Source organism: Methylomagnum ishizawai, from assembly GCF_019670005.1.
Lineage (GTDB): Bacteria > Pseudomonadota > Gammaproteobacteria > Methylococcales > Methylococcaceae > Methylomagnum > Methylomagnum ishizawai.
On record NZ_AP019783.1, the window covers coordinates 2,941,504 to 2,956,933 of the forward strand.

Below are 15,430 nucleotides of genomic sequence, written 5' to 3' on the forward strand. Positions count from 1 at the left end.
CCCATTTCGGAAGCGCTGTACCGGGCCACTATCCCTCGCCTTCCCAATGTGCCAGATTAACTCCCGAGAATCACTTCCCCCCCAAGCGCGCCCCGCGGGATATGGAACAGGATTCGGAACGCGCCATACCCTAGAGCGCGGATGAGGCTAGCGGCCCCAACAGGCCATCACATCGGAGCATACAGATGACACATCAACAACCAGCCCCACGGGCGGGATGGTCGGCCACCTGGATTTTCATGGCCGGCCTCGCGGGTCTCGGCAGCGCGCAGGCGGCGGTCAACGTCTTCGAGCGCAGCTACGACCCATACCGGACCGGTGCCAACACCGCCGAAACCACGCTGACCCCGGCCAATGTCAAGGCCGACGCCAACCAGTTCCACAAGCGCTTCGCGCTCAAGGTGGATGGCAAGATCGAGGGCTCGCCGCTCTATGCGTCCCAGGTCAACATCGGCGGCGGCCTCCACAACGTGGTCTATGTCGCCACCATGCACAACACCGTATACGCCTTCGACGCCGATAGCGGTGCCCAACTCTCGGCCCGCTGGCTGGGCACCCCGGTCACCGGCAACGATCTCCATACCCTCAAGCCCTTCACCATCCATGGCGAATGGGGCATCGCCAGCACCCCGGTCATCGATCCCGCCACCGGCACTTTGTACGTGGTGCGCTGGGGCTATGAGAACGGCACCAGCGGCCCGACCTATCGTTTGTTCGGGTTGGACATCGGCAATCTCGCCAACGAAAAATTCCCCTCGGTACGGATCGACGGCTACAACAAGAACGGCGTCGGCTTCGACCGCTACCGCCAGATGCAGCGGGCCGGGCTGGCCCTGATCCAAAAACCGGGCGGCGCCAAGGCCGTGGTCGTCGCCTTCGGCGGTGGCGAGGGCCAGAACACGGCGGCGGGCTGGGTGGTCGCCTTCGACACCGCCAAGCTGCCCCAGGGCAAAGCTTCCCACGATGTCTGGTGTTCCAGCCCCAACAACGGGTCCGGCAGCGGCGGCGGGGCCGGGGTGTGGATGGCGAACGCCGCGCCCGCCATCGACGACAACGGCGATATCTATGTCGCCACCGGCAACGGTCCCTACAACCCGGCCTTCGGGGCCGACCAACTCGGCGAAAGCGCGGTGCGGCTGGTGTGGAACCCCGGCGATCCCGGCTCGCTGGCGGTGGCCGATTGGTTCACGCCCTTCCTCGACCGCGACCGCGACGCCGCCCACAAGGATCAAGATTTATCGGCGGGCGGCGTGGTCGCCCTGCCGGAGGGCGGCGGGCTGATCGCCGGCGGCAAGGACGGCGTGTACTACCACATCCACCGCGGCGGCATGGGCCAACGCGATTACAGCAAGCTGATCGACCCGCCCTTCGTCGCCACCTTCGATTACCAACCCTGGAACGGCCACGGCTCGCTGTTCGACGACCTGAACCAAGTCACCTCGACCGATCCCTTCACCATCGGCCATGTGGACGGTGGCCGCACCCCGCATATCCACGGCACCGGGGTCTATCACAACAACCTGCTGTTCGTGCAGGGCGAGAACAACCAGGTACGGGTGTTCGCCAAGAACGGCGGCCATTTCGGCGGCAGCCCCCTGGCGAAAGGCACGGAAACCGCCTCCTGGGGCACCGGCTCGCCGGGCGGGATGCCCGGCGGCATCCTGTCGCTATCGGCCAACGGCACCCAGAACGCCATCCTCTGGGTGAACCAGGCCGCAGGCAACCTGCCCAGCGACCCCGCCGCCAATATCGCCCCCACGCCGAACATCCTCCGCGCCTACGATGTGTCGAGCGCGGCCGGCGGCACCCTGCAAATGATTTGGGACAGCGAGATGGAGCCGAACGACCACGTCGGCGCGGCGACCAAATTCGCCCCGCCCCTGGTGGCCAACGGCAAGGTCTATATGGCGACCTACGACAACCAAGTGGTGGCCTATGGCCTGGGAACCGCGTCGCCGACCCCAAAGCGGGATATCCGCCGCACCGTGGTGTTCATCTACGCCCAGACCCAATCCGGCCAGGATATGTTCGTCCGGGGCGGGAGCCAGGGCGGCTCCCCCATCCGCATCACCCACCGCAACTGGCTGAACGCCCGCACCAATGTCTACCGCTGGGGCGACGCCTACCTGGATTGGAACGGCGGGGAACCGGGCCAGGCCCAGCCCGGCGGCGGCCTGGGCGGCGGCTCGCCGGTGGACTGGACCACCAGCGCGGCCCAGGGCCAGAACCAACCCTATGTGTGGATGGCGGGCTATGGCATCGCCGACGAGAACAATTTCGGGATGCATTATTGGATGCTCGATGCCGACATGGATTGCGAACAGGCGTTCGACGATGGCAAGGGCCATAAATGGTTCGAGTTGAAGGGCTTCATCGTCACCACGCTCAACAACGCCGTGTCGCCGACGCCCGGCTGGGAAGGCGATATCCATCAAGCGGGCACGCCCTACCCTTCGATCAACCACATGGGACAGTGCGGCATGGTGAATGTGTTCGTGGCGAATTTCCCCGGACGGCCCGCCAATATGGACCCGAACTCGGCCCAGTTCTTCGCCCCCGGCTATACCTACCTCGCCCCGCTGGACGACCGCAAGGCCGCGGCGGACGTGCTGGAAAAGACGCCCTGCGTGGCTCCGGGCGTGGAGAAGCGCTGTGTCGGCAATCTGGCCCAGACCTGCCAGAACGTGGAGGGCGGGAAATATTTCCGCACCGCGCAGAACTGTAATACGTCCTCGGTGGGCGGGAATTTCGTGCAGATGTGCCAGCGTTCGACCGGCCAATGCTGCACGCCCGGTACCGGGGGGATTTGCCAGTAAACCGCCGTCCGCATCCCAAAACCAAAGGCTTGCGGGGTCGCCCCCGCAAGCCTTTTTCATCGCGCCGGATTCCGCCGTTCAACCGCCCGGTCCCACCCCGACCCGGAACGCCCCATCGTCCCGCCGTTCCATCCGAATCTCCACGTCCAAGAAGCTCCGGATCACTTCGGCATTGGTGATGGCGTGCTGGCTCGGCGTCCCCGTGGTGAACGACCCGGCCCCGGCCAGGGCCAAAGGCAATAGCAATTGATCGGCCAGATACGGCCCCACCACCGCCCCCGCCGCGAGATAACGCCGCGCCTGCTCGACGGTCCGCTCGGCCACGGTTTCCGCCGCCACGCCTTTTTCCGCGAAGCCGGAAAACACCTCCGTCACCTGTTCATGTTCCAAGGTCAGCAACAAGGCGTTGCCCGGCCCCTGGTCGTTGGCGAGGCCGCGCAGGTGGAGCTGTTCCGCGTTCCAACCCAGGCGCTTGCCGACCACGTCCAATTCCCGGCGGGCGATGTGGACTGGCAAGGCGGCGATGAAGCTTTCGGCATAGGCTTGGACGCGGGGGCCGCGTTCTTCCAGGACCAAGGGCCGCAACTGGGGCGCGGGTTCGATGTGGGCGCTGAAACCGCCGCCGCCCGCCGGATAGAAGCCGAAACGCCCCAATTCCAAGGATACCGCCGCGCCCATACGCCGCAGCAAGGGCAGGAACGCCCGTTCCAGGAAATGGAACGGCGGCGACATCGGGTTATGGGTGCCGCCCTGGAGTTCGACCCGGCTCGGCGCATCGGCCCGCAATAGGGCCGGGAGGACGGTCTGGAACACCAGGGTGCAACTGCCCGCCGTGCCGATGGCGAAGCGGTAATCGCCGCCCCGGATCGCGCCCGGCGCGAAGCTGAGGATTTGCGAGCCGGCCCGGTCGCCTTCGACCCTGGCCCCGGAAATTTCCGCCGCTGCCCGCACGGCGGTCAGGTGTTGGCGCATCAACCCCGGCGTTTTGCGCTTGGCGCGGATATTGACGATGCGGAATGGCGTCCCGGTACACAGGGACAGCGACAGCGCCGTCCGCAATACCTGTCCACCACCCTCGCCTTCCGAACCGTCCAGTTCCAAGTATTCATTCACCATTTCAGGCCCCCGGAATATATTTCACATCATAATCCTTGACCATCGGGATTATGCCGCATTAAAGTCCACATCGAACAAAGCGCTGCTTATAGGTTTTAAAAATGAAAATTCCCTTCTTCGACGCCTTATCGGACTCGAAATCCATCCTGATCGCGGGCGCGGGTGGTGGTTTCGACGTGGCAAGCGGCATACCCATCTATTTATATCTACGCAAACTCGGCAAGCCTGTGGTTCTGGCCAACTTATCCTTCACCGCATTACCGTCCACGGACAGCGAGGAAATCTGTCCAGGCACCTATCGGATCACCCAAGAATCGCGGGATATACCTTATTTTCCAGAGAAATTCATCCTGGAATGGCTAAGCACTAGGGGCGAGAATCCCGATATTTACGCTTGCTCCAACAAGCTGGGGGTTATCCCGCTCGGCCATGCCTATTCGGTGATCACCCAGAAATACGGTATAGACACGCTCATCCTGGTCGATGGCGGCACGGATAGCCTGATGTTCGGCGATGAAGTAGGGGTCGGCACCATCGTCGAGGATGCCTGTTCCATCATCGCGGCGGCCAAAGTTCCCATCGCCCATCGCTATCTGGTCGCGACCGGGTTTGGTGTCGATTATTTCCACGACCTCAATCACCATGCCTGCCTGGAAAATATTGCCACCCTCACCAGGGACGGCGCATACCTGGGTGCCATCGCTTTGACCCAGGATATGGACGAGGGACGGGATTATTTGGAGTTGGTGGAATACCTGAACCAGCGGCTGCCGGGATATATGAGTATCGTCGCCAATTCCATAGCCAGCGCCATCCGGGGTGAATTCGGGAATTTCCATGTCACCCCCAGGACGAAAGGCAGCGAGTTGTTCATCAATCCCTTTATGGGGTTGTTTTGGTTTTTCCAGCTACGCGGCGTGGCTGCGCGGATCGCGTTCGCTTCCAAAATCGACACCAGCGAGACCATGCACGAAGTGGCCCAGGGTTTCCGGCTATTCCGCGCCATGACCACCCGGCGCACACCGAAAAATATCCCCCTCTGACGCGGCCCGCCTAACCCTTGACGCACACCACCTGCTTGAGGGTATGCACGATCTCCACCAAGTCCGCCTGCGCCCGCATCACCGCGTCGATGTCCTTGTAGGCCAAGGGAATCTCGTCGATCACGCCTTTGTCCTTGCGGCATTCCACGCCTTCGGTGGCCTCAATTTGATCGGCTACGCTGTAGCGGCGCTTGGCCTCGGAACGCGACATCAAGCGCCCCGCGCCGTGGCTGCACGAGCAGAACGATTGCGGCTCGCCCTTGCCGCGCACGATGTAGGACCGCGCCCCCATCGAGCCGGGGATGATGCCGAGTTCGCCTTCCCGCGCCGACACCGCGCCCTTGCGGGTCACGAGGATGTTCTTGCCGAAATGGTGTTCGCGCTGCACATAGTTGTGGTGGCAGTTCACCGCCTCGACCTCCGCCGCGAACGGCCGGGGCATGATGCGGCGGATGGCCTCGACCACCTGCCGCATCATCAGCGCCCGGTTGCGGCGGGCGTAATCCTGCGCCCATTCCACCGCCTGCACATAGTCGGCGAAATGCTCGCTTTGCTGCGGGAAATAGGCCAAATCGGCGTCCGGCAGGTTGATGAAATAGCGGCGCATATCCTCCTTCGCCAGTTCGATGAACAGGTTGCCGATGGCGTTGCCCACGCCCCGCGAGCCCGAGTGCAGCATGAACCAGACCCGGTCGGCCTCGTCCAGGCAGACCTCGATGAAGTGGTTGCCGGTGCCGAGCGTCCCCAGGTGGTTACGGTTGTTGGTCTTGGCGAGCTTGGGGTATTTCGCGGTGATTTCGCGGAACCGGGGTTCCAGCTCGGCCCAGACTTCGTCCACCTCCGGCGGCGGATTCGTCCAGGCGCCCACATCGCGGCTGCCGGGCGTGCGGCCATGGGGGACGGCTTTTTCGATGGCCGTGCGCCAGCCATGCAGGTGGTCGGGCAGGTCGGCGGCGGTCAGCGAAGTGCGGGCGGCGATCATGCCGCAGCCGATATCGACCCCGACCGCCGCCGGGATGATGGCCCCGAGGGTCGGGATCACACTGCCGATGGTGGAGCCCTTGCCGAGATGCACGTCCGGCATCACCGCCACATGGCTGAAGATGAAGGGTAGCCGGGCGATGTTGCAAAGCTGCTGCTTGGCTTCTTCCTCGACCGGGACGCCACGGGTCCACATTTTGATATGGTGGCCTTGGGTGGGCTGGATGACTTCGTAGGATTCGTGGTTCATGGGTTTTCCCCTGGAATAAAAGGCGCGATGACAAGGGGTGATGAAATTCCTATTCGCTACCGGCCATAGGCCGACCGGGACTTGAACCCGGAACCTGCGGATCGCTCCGCCGCTTTACCTTATAATCCCATCGGCATTCATCGCGGTAAAAAGTGAAGTAATAACCTACCAATCGAATTAATTAAATCCCTAGCAAATATAGCCAGCCATTTATTAGCATCCTTATCGAAATGGGATTCACTAAATCCATTTCGTGAATTGGCAACAGCGTTCGTAATCGTTGGGATTGAGTTCACAATTTGCTCAGGAAAAGCACCTGTTTTGCGTAGTTTTCTTGAAATATCATCTTTAACTAATTTCGACAGGGGAAGCAATTCGGAAACATTTGATTTTTCCGGTATATGCTCCCTAATATAAGCTTTATATAGCCCCTCTAAACAGGTATACGCCAATGTCACAGCGCGATTAAATTGCTGTGAATCTATCGCCATATCGATGTTTTTTAGAGACTTATTCAGTTTTTCAGAACTCCAAATATTTCTAGGGATATTTGCTATTGGGACAGCGTAGCCACCACCAAATACCATTGCTCTTATTTCATCCGCATCACTTTTAGCATGTGGCTCCAAAGCATCTATAAATAGCCTAAAAAGCTCACAGCGCTGCTCTTCTCTGAATGAATTAATCACATCCCAATAAAAAGCATTCCTAGACGTGCTTTTTCCGCTTTGGTTTCTAAGTTGAATAAATATCTCATAGCTTGGCACTCCTTTATCCACCTGCTGTGCCATACGCAAAAATTCTGGACCACTATAATATGTAGGCTCATTAGAACGATTAATGATCTCAAATAATTTATTATAGGCAGCAATCCAATTTATTTTCATGCGATTTTATTTTTCAATTGATATTGAATTCATAATCATATAAATCCGCCTACTTTTACTGAAAAGCCTTTCCGCTCACCACCCCGCTCGCTTACAAGCCGGGTACGGGTATTTCGGTCAGCCAGTTCTCCACCACCAACCCCGGCACCCTACGGAAATGCCGCTCGTTGTTGGTCACGACCACCGCGTCCAAGCTCAGGGCGTGCGCCGCGATCATCATGTCCATGGCCCCGATGGGCGTACCGGCGGCTTCCAACTGGGTCCGCAACTCGGCATAGCGCTCGGCGGCGGCGCGGTTCCAATCCAGGATGCCCAGGTGGCGCACAAAATTTTCGACCACCCCGCGGTTGACCTTGGCGCTGGAAGAACGCCGCACGCCATATAGCAACTCGGCATAGGTCACGATGGAAATGACCTGCTGGTCCAAAGGCACCGAGTTCATGCGCTGCCGGGCTTCGGGCGGCTTGTTCCTGATGACGAACGAACAGGTATCCGTGTCGAGGATGTAGAGCTTCGGCATCAGAACAACTCCCGCTCCTGGGGCGGCAAGTCTTCCCGCTCCGCCATGAAATCCGCCGTAACCCGGTCGGGATCATCGAAAAAATCGTCCCAGGATTCCGGTTTGGGCGACAGGATCACCTTGTCGCCCTCCTTGCGGATGAACACTTCCTTGCCCTCGAAGCGGAATTCGGTGGGCAGGCGCACGGCTTGGCTGGAACCGTTCTTAAAAAGCTTGGCGACCCGCGTTTCATACATGATGGCGTCCTCCGTTGATGGGTATATACGCCAGTATATGCGCCCCTCTGGTTTCGTAAAAAGCAGTACGACAACGGCGGCCCCGCGCTTTGGAACAACTGTGGATTCGCCATGGCGTTCATCTCGTGATCGTTGCGGTTACGGCTGAACCATTGCAGCCGCCGTGCCAGGGTTTACGCCATTGCTCCAACCCATTGATTTATCTGATCTGCAATCTGTTTCAGGGTCGATAAGCACTCCATCGGCTTGGCGCGTGGTCCGGGAATTTTTATACTCAAGGCTAAATCCTTAGCGAAAATTCCCATGAAGAACCTTGTCGTCATCGGCTTCATCGGCACCCAGCTCGACGCGGGCAGGGCCGCCGGGCGCTGGGAAAGGTGGCGTCCCAGCGTGGCCCTGACCCAGCGCGAAGACTTGGAAGTCCACCGCTTCGAACTGCTCTACACGCCGCGGCACCTGTCCCTGGTCGAACAAATCGTGGCCGATATCGCCGCCGTTTCGCCGGAAACCCTGGTCCGGCCCGTGGCGCTGGACATCGCCGATCCTTGGGATTTCGGCGAGGTCTACGCGGCGCTGTTCGATTTCGCCAGCGGCTACAGCTTCGATACCCAAGCCGAGGACTATTGGGTCCACATCACCACCGGCACCCATGTCGCCCAAATCTGCTTATTTCTAATGGCCGAAGCCCGCTACCTGCCCGGCCCCTTGCTGCAAACCTCCCCGCCCAAGCGCCAAGGCGTGGGCGAAGTCGGCGGCTATGCCCTGATCGACCTCGATCTTTCCAAATACGACGCCATCGCCCAACGCTTCGCCCGCGCCCAGCAAGACGCCATCGCCCTGCTCAAATCCGGCATCGCCACCCGCAACCCGCAATTCAACCGGGTCATCACCGAGATCGAACAGGTGGCCGTGCGTTCCAAGGCACCGATCCTGTTGATGGGACCGACCGGCGCGGGCAAATCCTTCCTGGCGCGGCGGGTGTTCGAGTTGAAGAAGGCGCGGCGGCAGGTGGCGGGCGGTTTCGTCGAGGTGAATTGCGCCACCCTGCGCGGCGATGGCGCGGCCTCGGCCTTGTTCGGCCATGTCAAGGGCGCGTTCACCGGGGCGATGGCGGAACGCGGCGGCTTGTTGCGGGCGGCGGATGGCGGCGTGTTGTTCCTGGACGAAATCGGCGAACTGGGCCTGGACGAACAAGCCATGCTGCTCAAGGCCATCGAGGACAAGACCTTCTATCCAGTGGGCGGGGACCGCGAAGTCGGCAGCGATTTCCAGTTGATCGCCGGGACCAACCGCGATTTGCGGCGGGAAGTGCTGGCCGGGCGGTTCCGGGAGGATTTGTTCGCCCGCATCAACCTGTGGACCTACGAACTACCCGGACTGGCCCAACGCCCCGAGGATATCGAGCCGAATTTGGATTTCTTCCTGGCCCGGCATTCGGCGGAACTCGGCCACCGGGTGCGGTTCAGCGCCGAGGCCCGGCGCAAATACCTGGCGTTCGCGCAGTCGCCCGCCGCCAAGTGGCGCGGCAATTTCCGCGACCTGGGCGCTTCGGTGATGCGGCTGGCGACCCTGGCCGAGGGCGGGCGGATCGCCGAAAGCCTGGTGGAAACGGAAATCGCCCGGCTGCGGGCCTTGTGGGAGCCGGTGGCGGACGGGGGCCGGGCCGGGTGTTTGCTGACACCGGAAGCCTGGGCGGGACTCGATTGGTTCGACCGGCTGCAACTGGAAGCGGTGATCGGCGTGTGCCGGGAAGCGGCCAGCCTGTCGGACGCGGGGCGGCGGCTGTTCGCCGTGTCCCGGAATCAACGCGCCAGCCCCAACGACGCCGACCGGCTGCGGAAATATCTGGCGCGGTTCGGGCTGGATTGGCAGGCGGTCAAGGCCGGGACCACGTGAGCGGGTGTCCGCCGGAGTCCAAAGCAAGCTTTGGGCTCCTGGCCAGGGGCGGCAAAAGGCTCCGCCACAAAATCATCCAGAAACCTTCATCCTGTTGTAAAATCAACGCCTTGGACACAGGTGCCCAAACGCTTGTTTTCCATCGGTTGGCTGGCCGCGGACTCCCGTGCCGGTGGTCCGGCGCCCCAACCCAAGCCCCATGTTAGCGATGACACGGGGTTTTTTATGTCCGGCGGTTGCCGCCGCTTCCCCATCACGAGAACCCGACCCTATCCATGACCACCATCGCTTCCATCGACGAACTCGACCGCTTCCTCTCTTCCACCGCGATGCCGGAACACGGCCTGAACCTGCACGGACTCGACGGCCTGTGCGCCGCGCTGGCCCTCTCGCCCGAGCCCGTGCCGGCCGGGGAATGGCTGGCCTGGGCCTGGGACAGCGAGGCGGGCGCGCAGCGGCCTGGGTTCGCCGACGCCGAGCAGGAACAACGCCTCACCCGGCAAATCCTCACCCATTATGAGCGGGTCAAGGACGCCATCAAGGAACAACGCTTCGCGCCGCATCCCACCCCCGCCGACGGCGATGCGGTCCAAGACGCGCAGCGCTGGTGCCAGGGCTTCGTGACCGGCATGTCGCTGTCCCCCGACCCTTGGGACAAGCTCCTGGACCGCCACAGCGAAATGCTCTCGCCCATGCTGTTGCTGGGCACCGAGCGCGGCTGCAAAACCATCTCGCAGAGCGGCACCCGCTTCGAGGAAGTCGCCGCCGCCCTGCCCGCCGCGGTCGCCGCCCTCCACGCCCATTTCGCCGCCCAAACCAGCCCGGTACGCAAAGCGGAAGGCAAGGTGGGCCGCAACGAAGCCTGTCCTTGCGGTTCCGGCAAGAAATACAAGAAGTGCTGCGGGTAAGGCTTTCCCAACCTTTCCAGTCCTTTCAAAAGCCTATGGAATCAATCACATAAATTTTCTGTGACCTCCTCAAGCTTGCCTAAACTTTCCCTAGAGCATTTTCATGTTGCTTGTACGGCATGAAAATGCTCTAGCACCATTGGTTACTAACTGAATTTGAAAACGCTGTAACTTAAACCGCGCTCCGTTCATAAAGCGTGCGAAAAAGTTTTCGTTCCGCCCCATACGTTCGATAAAAAGGGTTTCCAGCAGGCCGGCGAAACCAGCCCGAACCTGTCTTGCGCGTTCGCCACTTTGGATGAAAACACGGGCCCGCTCCGGCGGTATCCGGGCTGATAAACCGTATAGCCACCATACCCACCTCCCACCGCCGAAGCTAGCCGACCAAAGCCGATGGTTTCCAAGCTTCTGATCTTTGCCCATGTGGGGATATTCGCCGTCCGATAACGGTGGAACGGCCCAGGAGATAGCCAAGGAATACCCTAGGCCCAAGAAAAACCGGCGGTAGTGTTCAACAAGGAGCTGGCGATGCGGGCTGTGGGACGGACTCGGCCAGAATCGCGTCGGCTCCGCCAGTACAAAAGGAGAAGCGGTTCAAGCCGATATTCACGGGATGGCGCACCACCGGGTGCCGGATCGACCGTAAGGCGGGGGCGTGCGTCGCCTGGGATCGAGGCCCGGAAGCCGCGCCCTGCCCGTCTAGACCGGCTTGCGGGTCGAAGGGTCGAAATGGAAACCGGCATAATACCGGCCTTTGTCGAGGCGCGTGAGCCGGGTCAAGGTAGCCCAGACTTCGAGGTCCAGGCTGGGCAGTTTCATCCGCACCACGCTGCCGGCCTCCAGCAGGGGATCACCGTTGAAATAACCGCCGCAACCATCCAAGGACAAATCCCGTACGCATAATTGCGGCGAGCCCCCCTGGCGGATGACCAAGGCGGTGGACCTGAAAGGCCGACGATAATGTTGTCTACGATTTGCATACATGGCACCCTCCTTTATAGCGATTTTATAATGATTATTGAGCGTCAGCGAGCAGTGCATCCCTGGATTGACTATAACCGCGCCCGATAAGGGTTTTAGGCAAGATTTCATGATCCCAGGCTTATTTTAACGCATCCTCACTCGGACCCATATATGGCAATCTCGCCCAACCCTGAATTCAACGTCTACCAAGCCGAACTTTCCGGGCTGACCCTGGTCGAGGCCAGCGCCGGTACCGGCAAAACCTGGACCATTTCCGGACTCTATACCCGCTTGATCCTGGACTCCGGCTTGAGCGTGGATCAAATCCTGGTCGTCACCTACACCAAAGCCGCCACCGCCGAGCTACAGGACCGTATCCGCAAACGTCTCAGGGACGTACTGGCAGCGTTGGAAACCGGCGATGCCAATGGCGACGAATTCTGCCGCGCCATGCTCGAACGCCACGCCCCGGCCCAGGAACTGGCGGTCCGGCGCTTGACCCGCGCCATCGGCGGTTTCGACCAGGCGGCGGTGTTCACCATCCATGGCTTCTGCCAGCGGCTCCTGAGCGAGAGCGCCTTCGAGTCAGGCAGCGATTTCGATTGCGAAATCCTGCCCAACGAAACCGAGTTGCTGCGCGAAATCGTCGATGATTTTTGGCGGTGCGAAGTCTATCCCGCCTCGGAAGCCTGGGCCGGGTTCCTGCTCGAACAAAAGCAATCGCCCGATCTCTGGCTGGGGGAAATCGCCGGGCATGTCGGCAAGCCCTTTTTGAAAGTGCTGGGCGCGGAGGAAATGGCCGATACGGCGGCGCTGGAAGCCGCCTTCCACGCCGCCATGCGGCGGACCGCCCTGGCTTGGCATCGAGACCGGGCGGGCATTGCGGCGCTTTTGCTCGGCCATCGCGGCTTCAATGGCAAGAAGATCACCGCCGCCAAGCTCAAGCTGTGGCTGGCCGAGGCCGACGCCTATCTCGCGCCCTGGCCGCTGGACGGTATGGCGGGCCTCCCTAGCCTCGCCCTGCCCGAAGGCGTCGGCAAACTGGGCGCGGCCACGCTGGCGGCCTGCATGAACAAGGGCCATGAGCCGCCACAGCATCCGTTCTGCCAAGCTTGCCAAGATTTGCTGAACACCGCCGAGCGTTTGCGTACCGCCTACACCACCCGGCTCATGGCGCTGAAACCGCGTTTGCTGCGCTACTGCGATGAAGAGTTGGAGCGGCGCAAGACCCTGGCCCGGCTGTTCTCCTACAACGATCTGCTGAACCGGCTGGCGACGGCGCTGGACGCCGAACAAGGCGAACGGCTGGCGGCGACCATCCGCCGCCGCTACCAAGCCGCCCTGATCGACGAATTCCAGGACACCGACCCGGTGCAATACCGCATCTTCCGCCGGGTGTACGGCGATGGGGGCCAGCCGGTGTTCTTCGTGGGCGATCCCAAGCAGGCGATTTACGGTTTCCGGGGCGCGGACGTGTTCAGCTACCTGGAAGCGCGGCGGGCCGGCAACATCCGGCGCGGGACGCTGATGCACAACCAGCGCTCCGAACCGGGCTTGATCCGGGCGGTGAACGCCTTGTTCCTGGGCCGGGAGCGCCCGTTCCTGCTGGACGATATCCCCTACCCGGCGGTCGCGCCCGCCCACCGCGCCCGCGATCCGTTGCAGATCGCGGGCGATGGCGGCGAGCCCTTGCGCTTCCTGATGCTGCCCGCCGAGCAGGACGAGGACGGCGCGCCGGTCCCGCTGGGCAAGGGCGCCGCCGCCAGCCTCGCGGCGGAAGGCGCGGCCCACGCCATCGCCCGGCTCTTGCGCGGCGCGGCGGCGGGCCACAACCGCCTGGGCGGACGCCCGCTCGACGGCGGCGATATCGCCGTCCTGGTGGCGACCCACCACCAAGCCCGCCAGGTCGAGGCGGCCCTGCGCCTGTGCGGCGTGCCCAGCGTGCGCCAAGGCCAGGACAATGTGTTCGAGAGCGGCGAAGCCTTGGAATTGGAGCGGGTGCTGCGCGCCATCGCGTCGCCGGGGCGCGAATCCCTGATGAAAGCCGCCCTCGCCACCGAACTGATGGGCTATAGCGCCAACGCCATCCACCGGCTGCAACAGGACGAACCGGGCTGGGAAAAGCTGTTCGAGCGCTTCCAAACCTATCACCAGCTCTGGCTGCGCGAGGGTTTCATGCCCATGTTCCGGCGCTGGTTCGAGGAAGCCGGCGTGACCCGGAACCTCCCCGACTACCGCGATGGCGAACGCCGTTTGACCAACCTCCTGCACCTCGCCGAATTGCTGCAAGTCGAAAGCCGCCGCAAAGCCGGGATCGATACCTTGTTGACCTGGTTTGGCCATACCCTCCGCCAAGCCGCGAAGGCCGACGAAGCCGCCCAACTGCGCCTCGAAAGCGACGCCCAGCGGGTGAAGATCGTCACCGTCCACACCAGCAAGGGCTTGGAATATCCCATCGTGTTCTGTCCCTTCGCCTGGGATGGACGCTTGATGCAGCGCCTCGCCACAGCCATCCTGTTCCACGACGGCTGCGAGCCGGTGCTGGACCTGGGTTCGCCCCAAATCGAAACCCACCGCGCCCAGGCGGTGTTGGAGGAAATGTCGGAGAAGCTCCGGCTGTTGTACGTGGCCCTGACCCGCGCCATCTACCGCTGCTATGTGGTGTGGGGCGATGTGCGGAATGGCCGCGATCCGGGCGAAGGCTTGCATACCACCGCCCTGGGCTGGCTGTTGCACGGCAATCCCGAAATCGACGCCGCCGCCGATCCCGCCGCCGCGCTGGAACAACGGCTGGCGCAAGGCGGCCATCCCCTGATCCTCGGGGATGTGCAAGCGTTCGCGGCCAAGCTGGACGGCGGGGCCAGCGTGGACCCCCTGGATCGCGTCCCATCGAGCTATCGCGCCGCCGACATCGACCCGGCCCCGGAACTCGCGGCCCGTGGCTTTTCGCGCACAGGGCTCTATCCCAGTTGGCGCATGAGCAGCTTCACCGGGCTCGCCACCGGCCGCCACAGCGAAGACCCCGACTACGACCTCTCCGCCGAACCCGACACCGAGGACGAGGAAGCGGCGGGCGATTCCATGTTCGCCTTTCCGCGCGGGGCCAAGGCCGGGACGTGTCTGCACGCCATTTTGGAGGACTGGGACTTCACCCATCCCGACGGCGACAAGCTGGGCGAATTGGTGAAACGCAAGCTCAAGGCCCACGGCCTGGACGAAGCCTGGACCGCCACCGTCCGCAAGAACATCGAAACCCTGCTGGCGACCCCGCTCAACAAGGAAGGCGTGCTATTGGGCGCGATCCCGCCGGAAAAACGGCTGGTGGAAATGGAATTCACCTATACGATCCGGGGCGGCGCGGCGCGGCGCTTCCAACAACTGTTGGAAAACCCGGAACACGGCTGCGACCCGCGCTTCGCCCAGGCGGCGCGGCACCTCGATTTCAAGCATATCGAAGGCTATATGAAGGGCTTCATCGACCTGGTGTTCGAGGCGGGCGGGCGCTATTACCTGGCGGACTACAAATCCAACTGGCTCGGCAACGCCTATGCCAAGTACGCCCCGGCCCGCTTGGGCGCGGCCATCGCCCGCGATCATTATTATCTGCAATACCTGATCTACACCGTGGCCCTGCACCGCTATCTGGGACAAAGGCTACCGGGCTACGACTATGGGCGGGATTTCGGCGGGGTGTTCTACCTGTTCCTGCGCGGCATCAAGCCGGGGCAGAAGACCGGGATTTACTGGGATAGGCCGGGATTGGCCTTGGTGGAGGGATTGAGCGGGGTGATCGGGTAGCAGGGGTGTCCGCTGA

12 protein-coding genes and 1 tRNA gene are annotated in these 15,430 nt (G+C 62.1%); 5 read left to right on the forward strand and 8 right to left on the reverse strand.

The features are described from left to right. Positions 1-185 precede the first annotated feature (185 nt). Positions 186-2,816, forward strand: a complete 2,631-nt coding sequence (locus K5658_RS13365) for a PQQ-binding-like beta-propeller repeat protein (protein ID WP_221063625.1) — start codon at positions 186-188, stop codon at positions 2,814-2,816. A 78-nt stretch (positions 2,817-2,894) separates the two neighbouring features. On the opposite strand, the gene rtcA is transcribed toward K5658_RS13365, so the two are convergent. Then, complete coding sequence (gene rtcA, locus K5658_RS13370; protein WP_221063626.1) at positions 2,895-3,932, reverse strand: RNA 3'-terminal phosphate cyclase; 1,038 nt, start codon at positions 3,930-3,932, stop codon at positions 2,895-2,897. Between the two features lie 101 nt (positions 3,933-4,033). Between rtcA and K5658_RS13375 the strand changes: the two genes are divergently transcribed. Beyond that, on the forward strand, positions 4,034-4,975 hold the full coding sequence (locus K5658_RS13375) for a DUF1152 domain-containing protein (protein WP_221063627.1): 942 nt from the start codon (positions 4,034-4,036) through the stop codon (positions 4,973-4,975). Positions 4,976-4,985: 10 nt separating this feature from the next. On the opposite strand, the gene K5658_RS13380 is transcribed toward K5658_RS13375, so the two are convergent. The 5 genes from K5658_RS13380 to K5658_RS13400 all read right to left on the reverse strand — a co-directional run bounded on the left by K5658_RS13380 (position 4,986) and on the right by K5658_RS13400 (position 7,849). Then, positions 4,986-6,206 carry an RtcB family protein gene (locus K5658_RS13380; protein WP_221063628.1) on the reverse strand — a complete coding sequence of 407 codons (1,221 nt, stop codon included), beginning with the start codon at positions 6,204-6,206 and terminating at the stop codon, positions 4,986-4,988. A 66-nt stretch (positions 6,207-6,272) separates the two neighbouring features. After that, positions 6,273-6,343, reverse strand: a tRNA-OTHER gene (locus K5658_RS13385). After that, positions 6,344-7,093 (reverse strand): hypothetical protein, encoded by a 750-nt coding sequence (locus K5658_RS13390; RefSeq protein WP_221063629.1) that lies wholly within the window; start codon positions 7,091-7,093, stop codon positions 6,344-6,346. It lies immediately after the preceding tRNA gene. 91 nt (positions 7,094-7,184) lie between these two features. Beyond that, positions 7,185-7,613: a type II toxin-antitoxin system tRNA(fMet)-specific endonuclease VapC gene (vapC, locus tag K5658_RS13395; RefSeq protein ID WP_221063630.1), complete on the reverse strand. Its 429-nt coding sequence runs from the start codon at positions 7,611-7,613 to the stop codon at positions 7,185-7,187. Continuing rightward, on the reverse strand, positions 7,613-7,849 hold the full coding sequence (locus K5658_RS13400; RefSeq protein ID WP_221063631.1) for an antitoxin: 237 nt from the start codon (positions 7,847-7,849) through the stop codon (positions 7,613-7,615). Before K5658_RS13400 ends, vapC begins: the two co-directional genes overlap by 1 nt. A 303-nt stretch (positions 7,850-8,152) precedes the next feature. Between K5658_RS13400 and rtcR the strand changes: the two genes are divergently transcribed. Further along, complete coding sequence (gene rtcR, locus K5658_RS13405; RefSeq protein WP_221063632.1) at positions 8,153-9,745, forward strand: RNA repair transcriptional activator RtcR; 1,593 nt, start codon at positions 8,153-8,155, stop codon at positions 9,743-9,745. Between the two features lie 275 nt (positions 9,746-10,020). Next, entirely contained in the window at positions 10,021-10,653 is a 633-nt protein-coding gene (locus tag K5658_RS13410) for a YecA/YgfB family protein (RefSeq protein WP_221066980.1), read from the forward strand. Positions 10,654-10,743: 90 nt separating this feature from the next. Here the strand turns inward: K5658_RS13410 and K5658_RS13415 are convergent, their stop codons facing one another. Together K5658_RS13415 and K5658_RS13420 are read right to left on the reverse strand one after the other, a co-directional pair. Then, positions 10,744-11,076: a hypothetical protein gene (locus K5658_RS13415; protein ID WP_221063633.1), complete on the reverse strand. Its 333-nt coding sequence runs from the start codon at positions 11,074-11,076 to the stop codon at positions 10,744-10,746. A gap of 276 nt (positions 11,077-11,352) precedes the next feature. Further along, entirely contained in the window at positions 11,353-11,637 is a 285-nt protein-coding gene (locus tag K5658_RS13420; protein WP_221063634.1) for a PilZ domain-containing protein, read from the reverse strand. Positions 11,638-11,787: 150 nt separating this feature from the next. Between K5658_RS13420 and recB the strand changes: the two genes are divergently transcribed. Further along, positions 11,788-15,414, forward strand: a complete 3,627-nt coding sequence (gene recB / locus K5658_RS13425) for an exodeoxyribonuclease V subunit beta (protein ID WP_221063635.1) — start codon at positions 11,788-11,790, stop codon at positions 15,412-15,414. Positions 15,415-15,430: the final 16 nt, after the last annotated feature.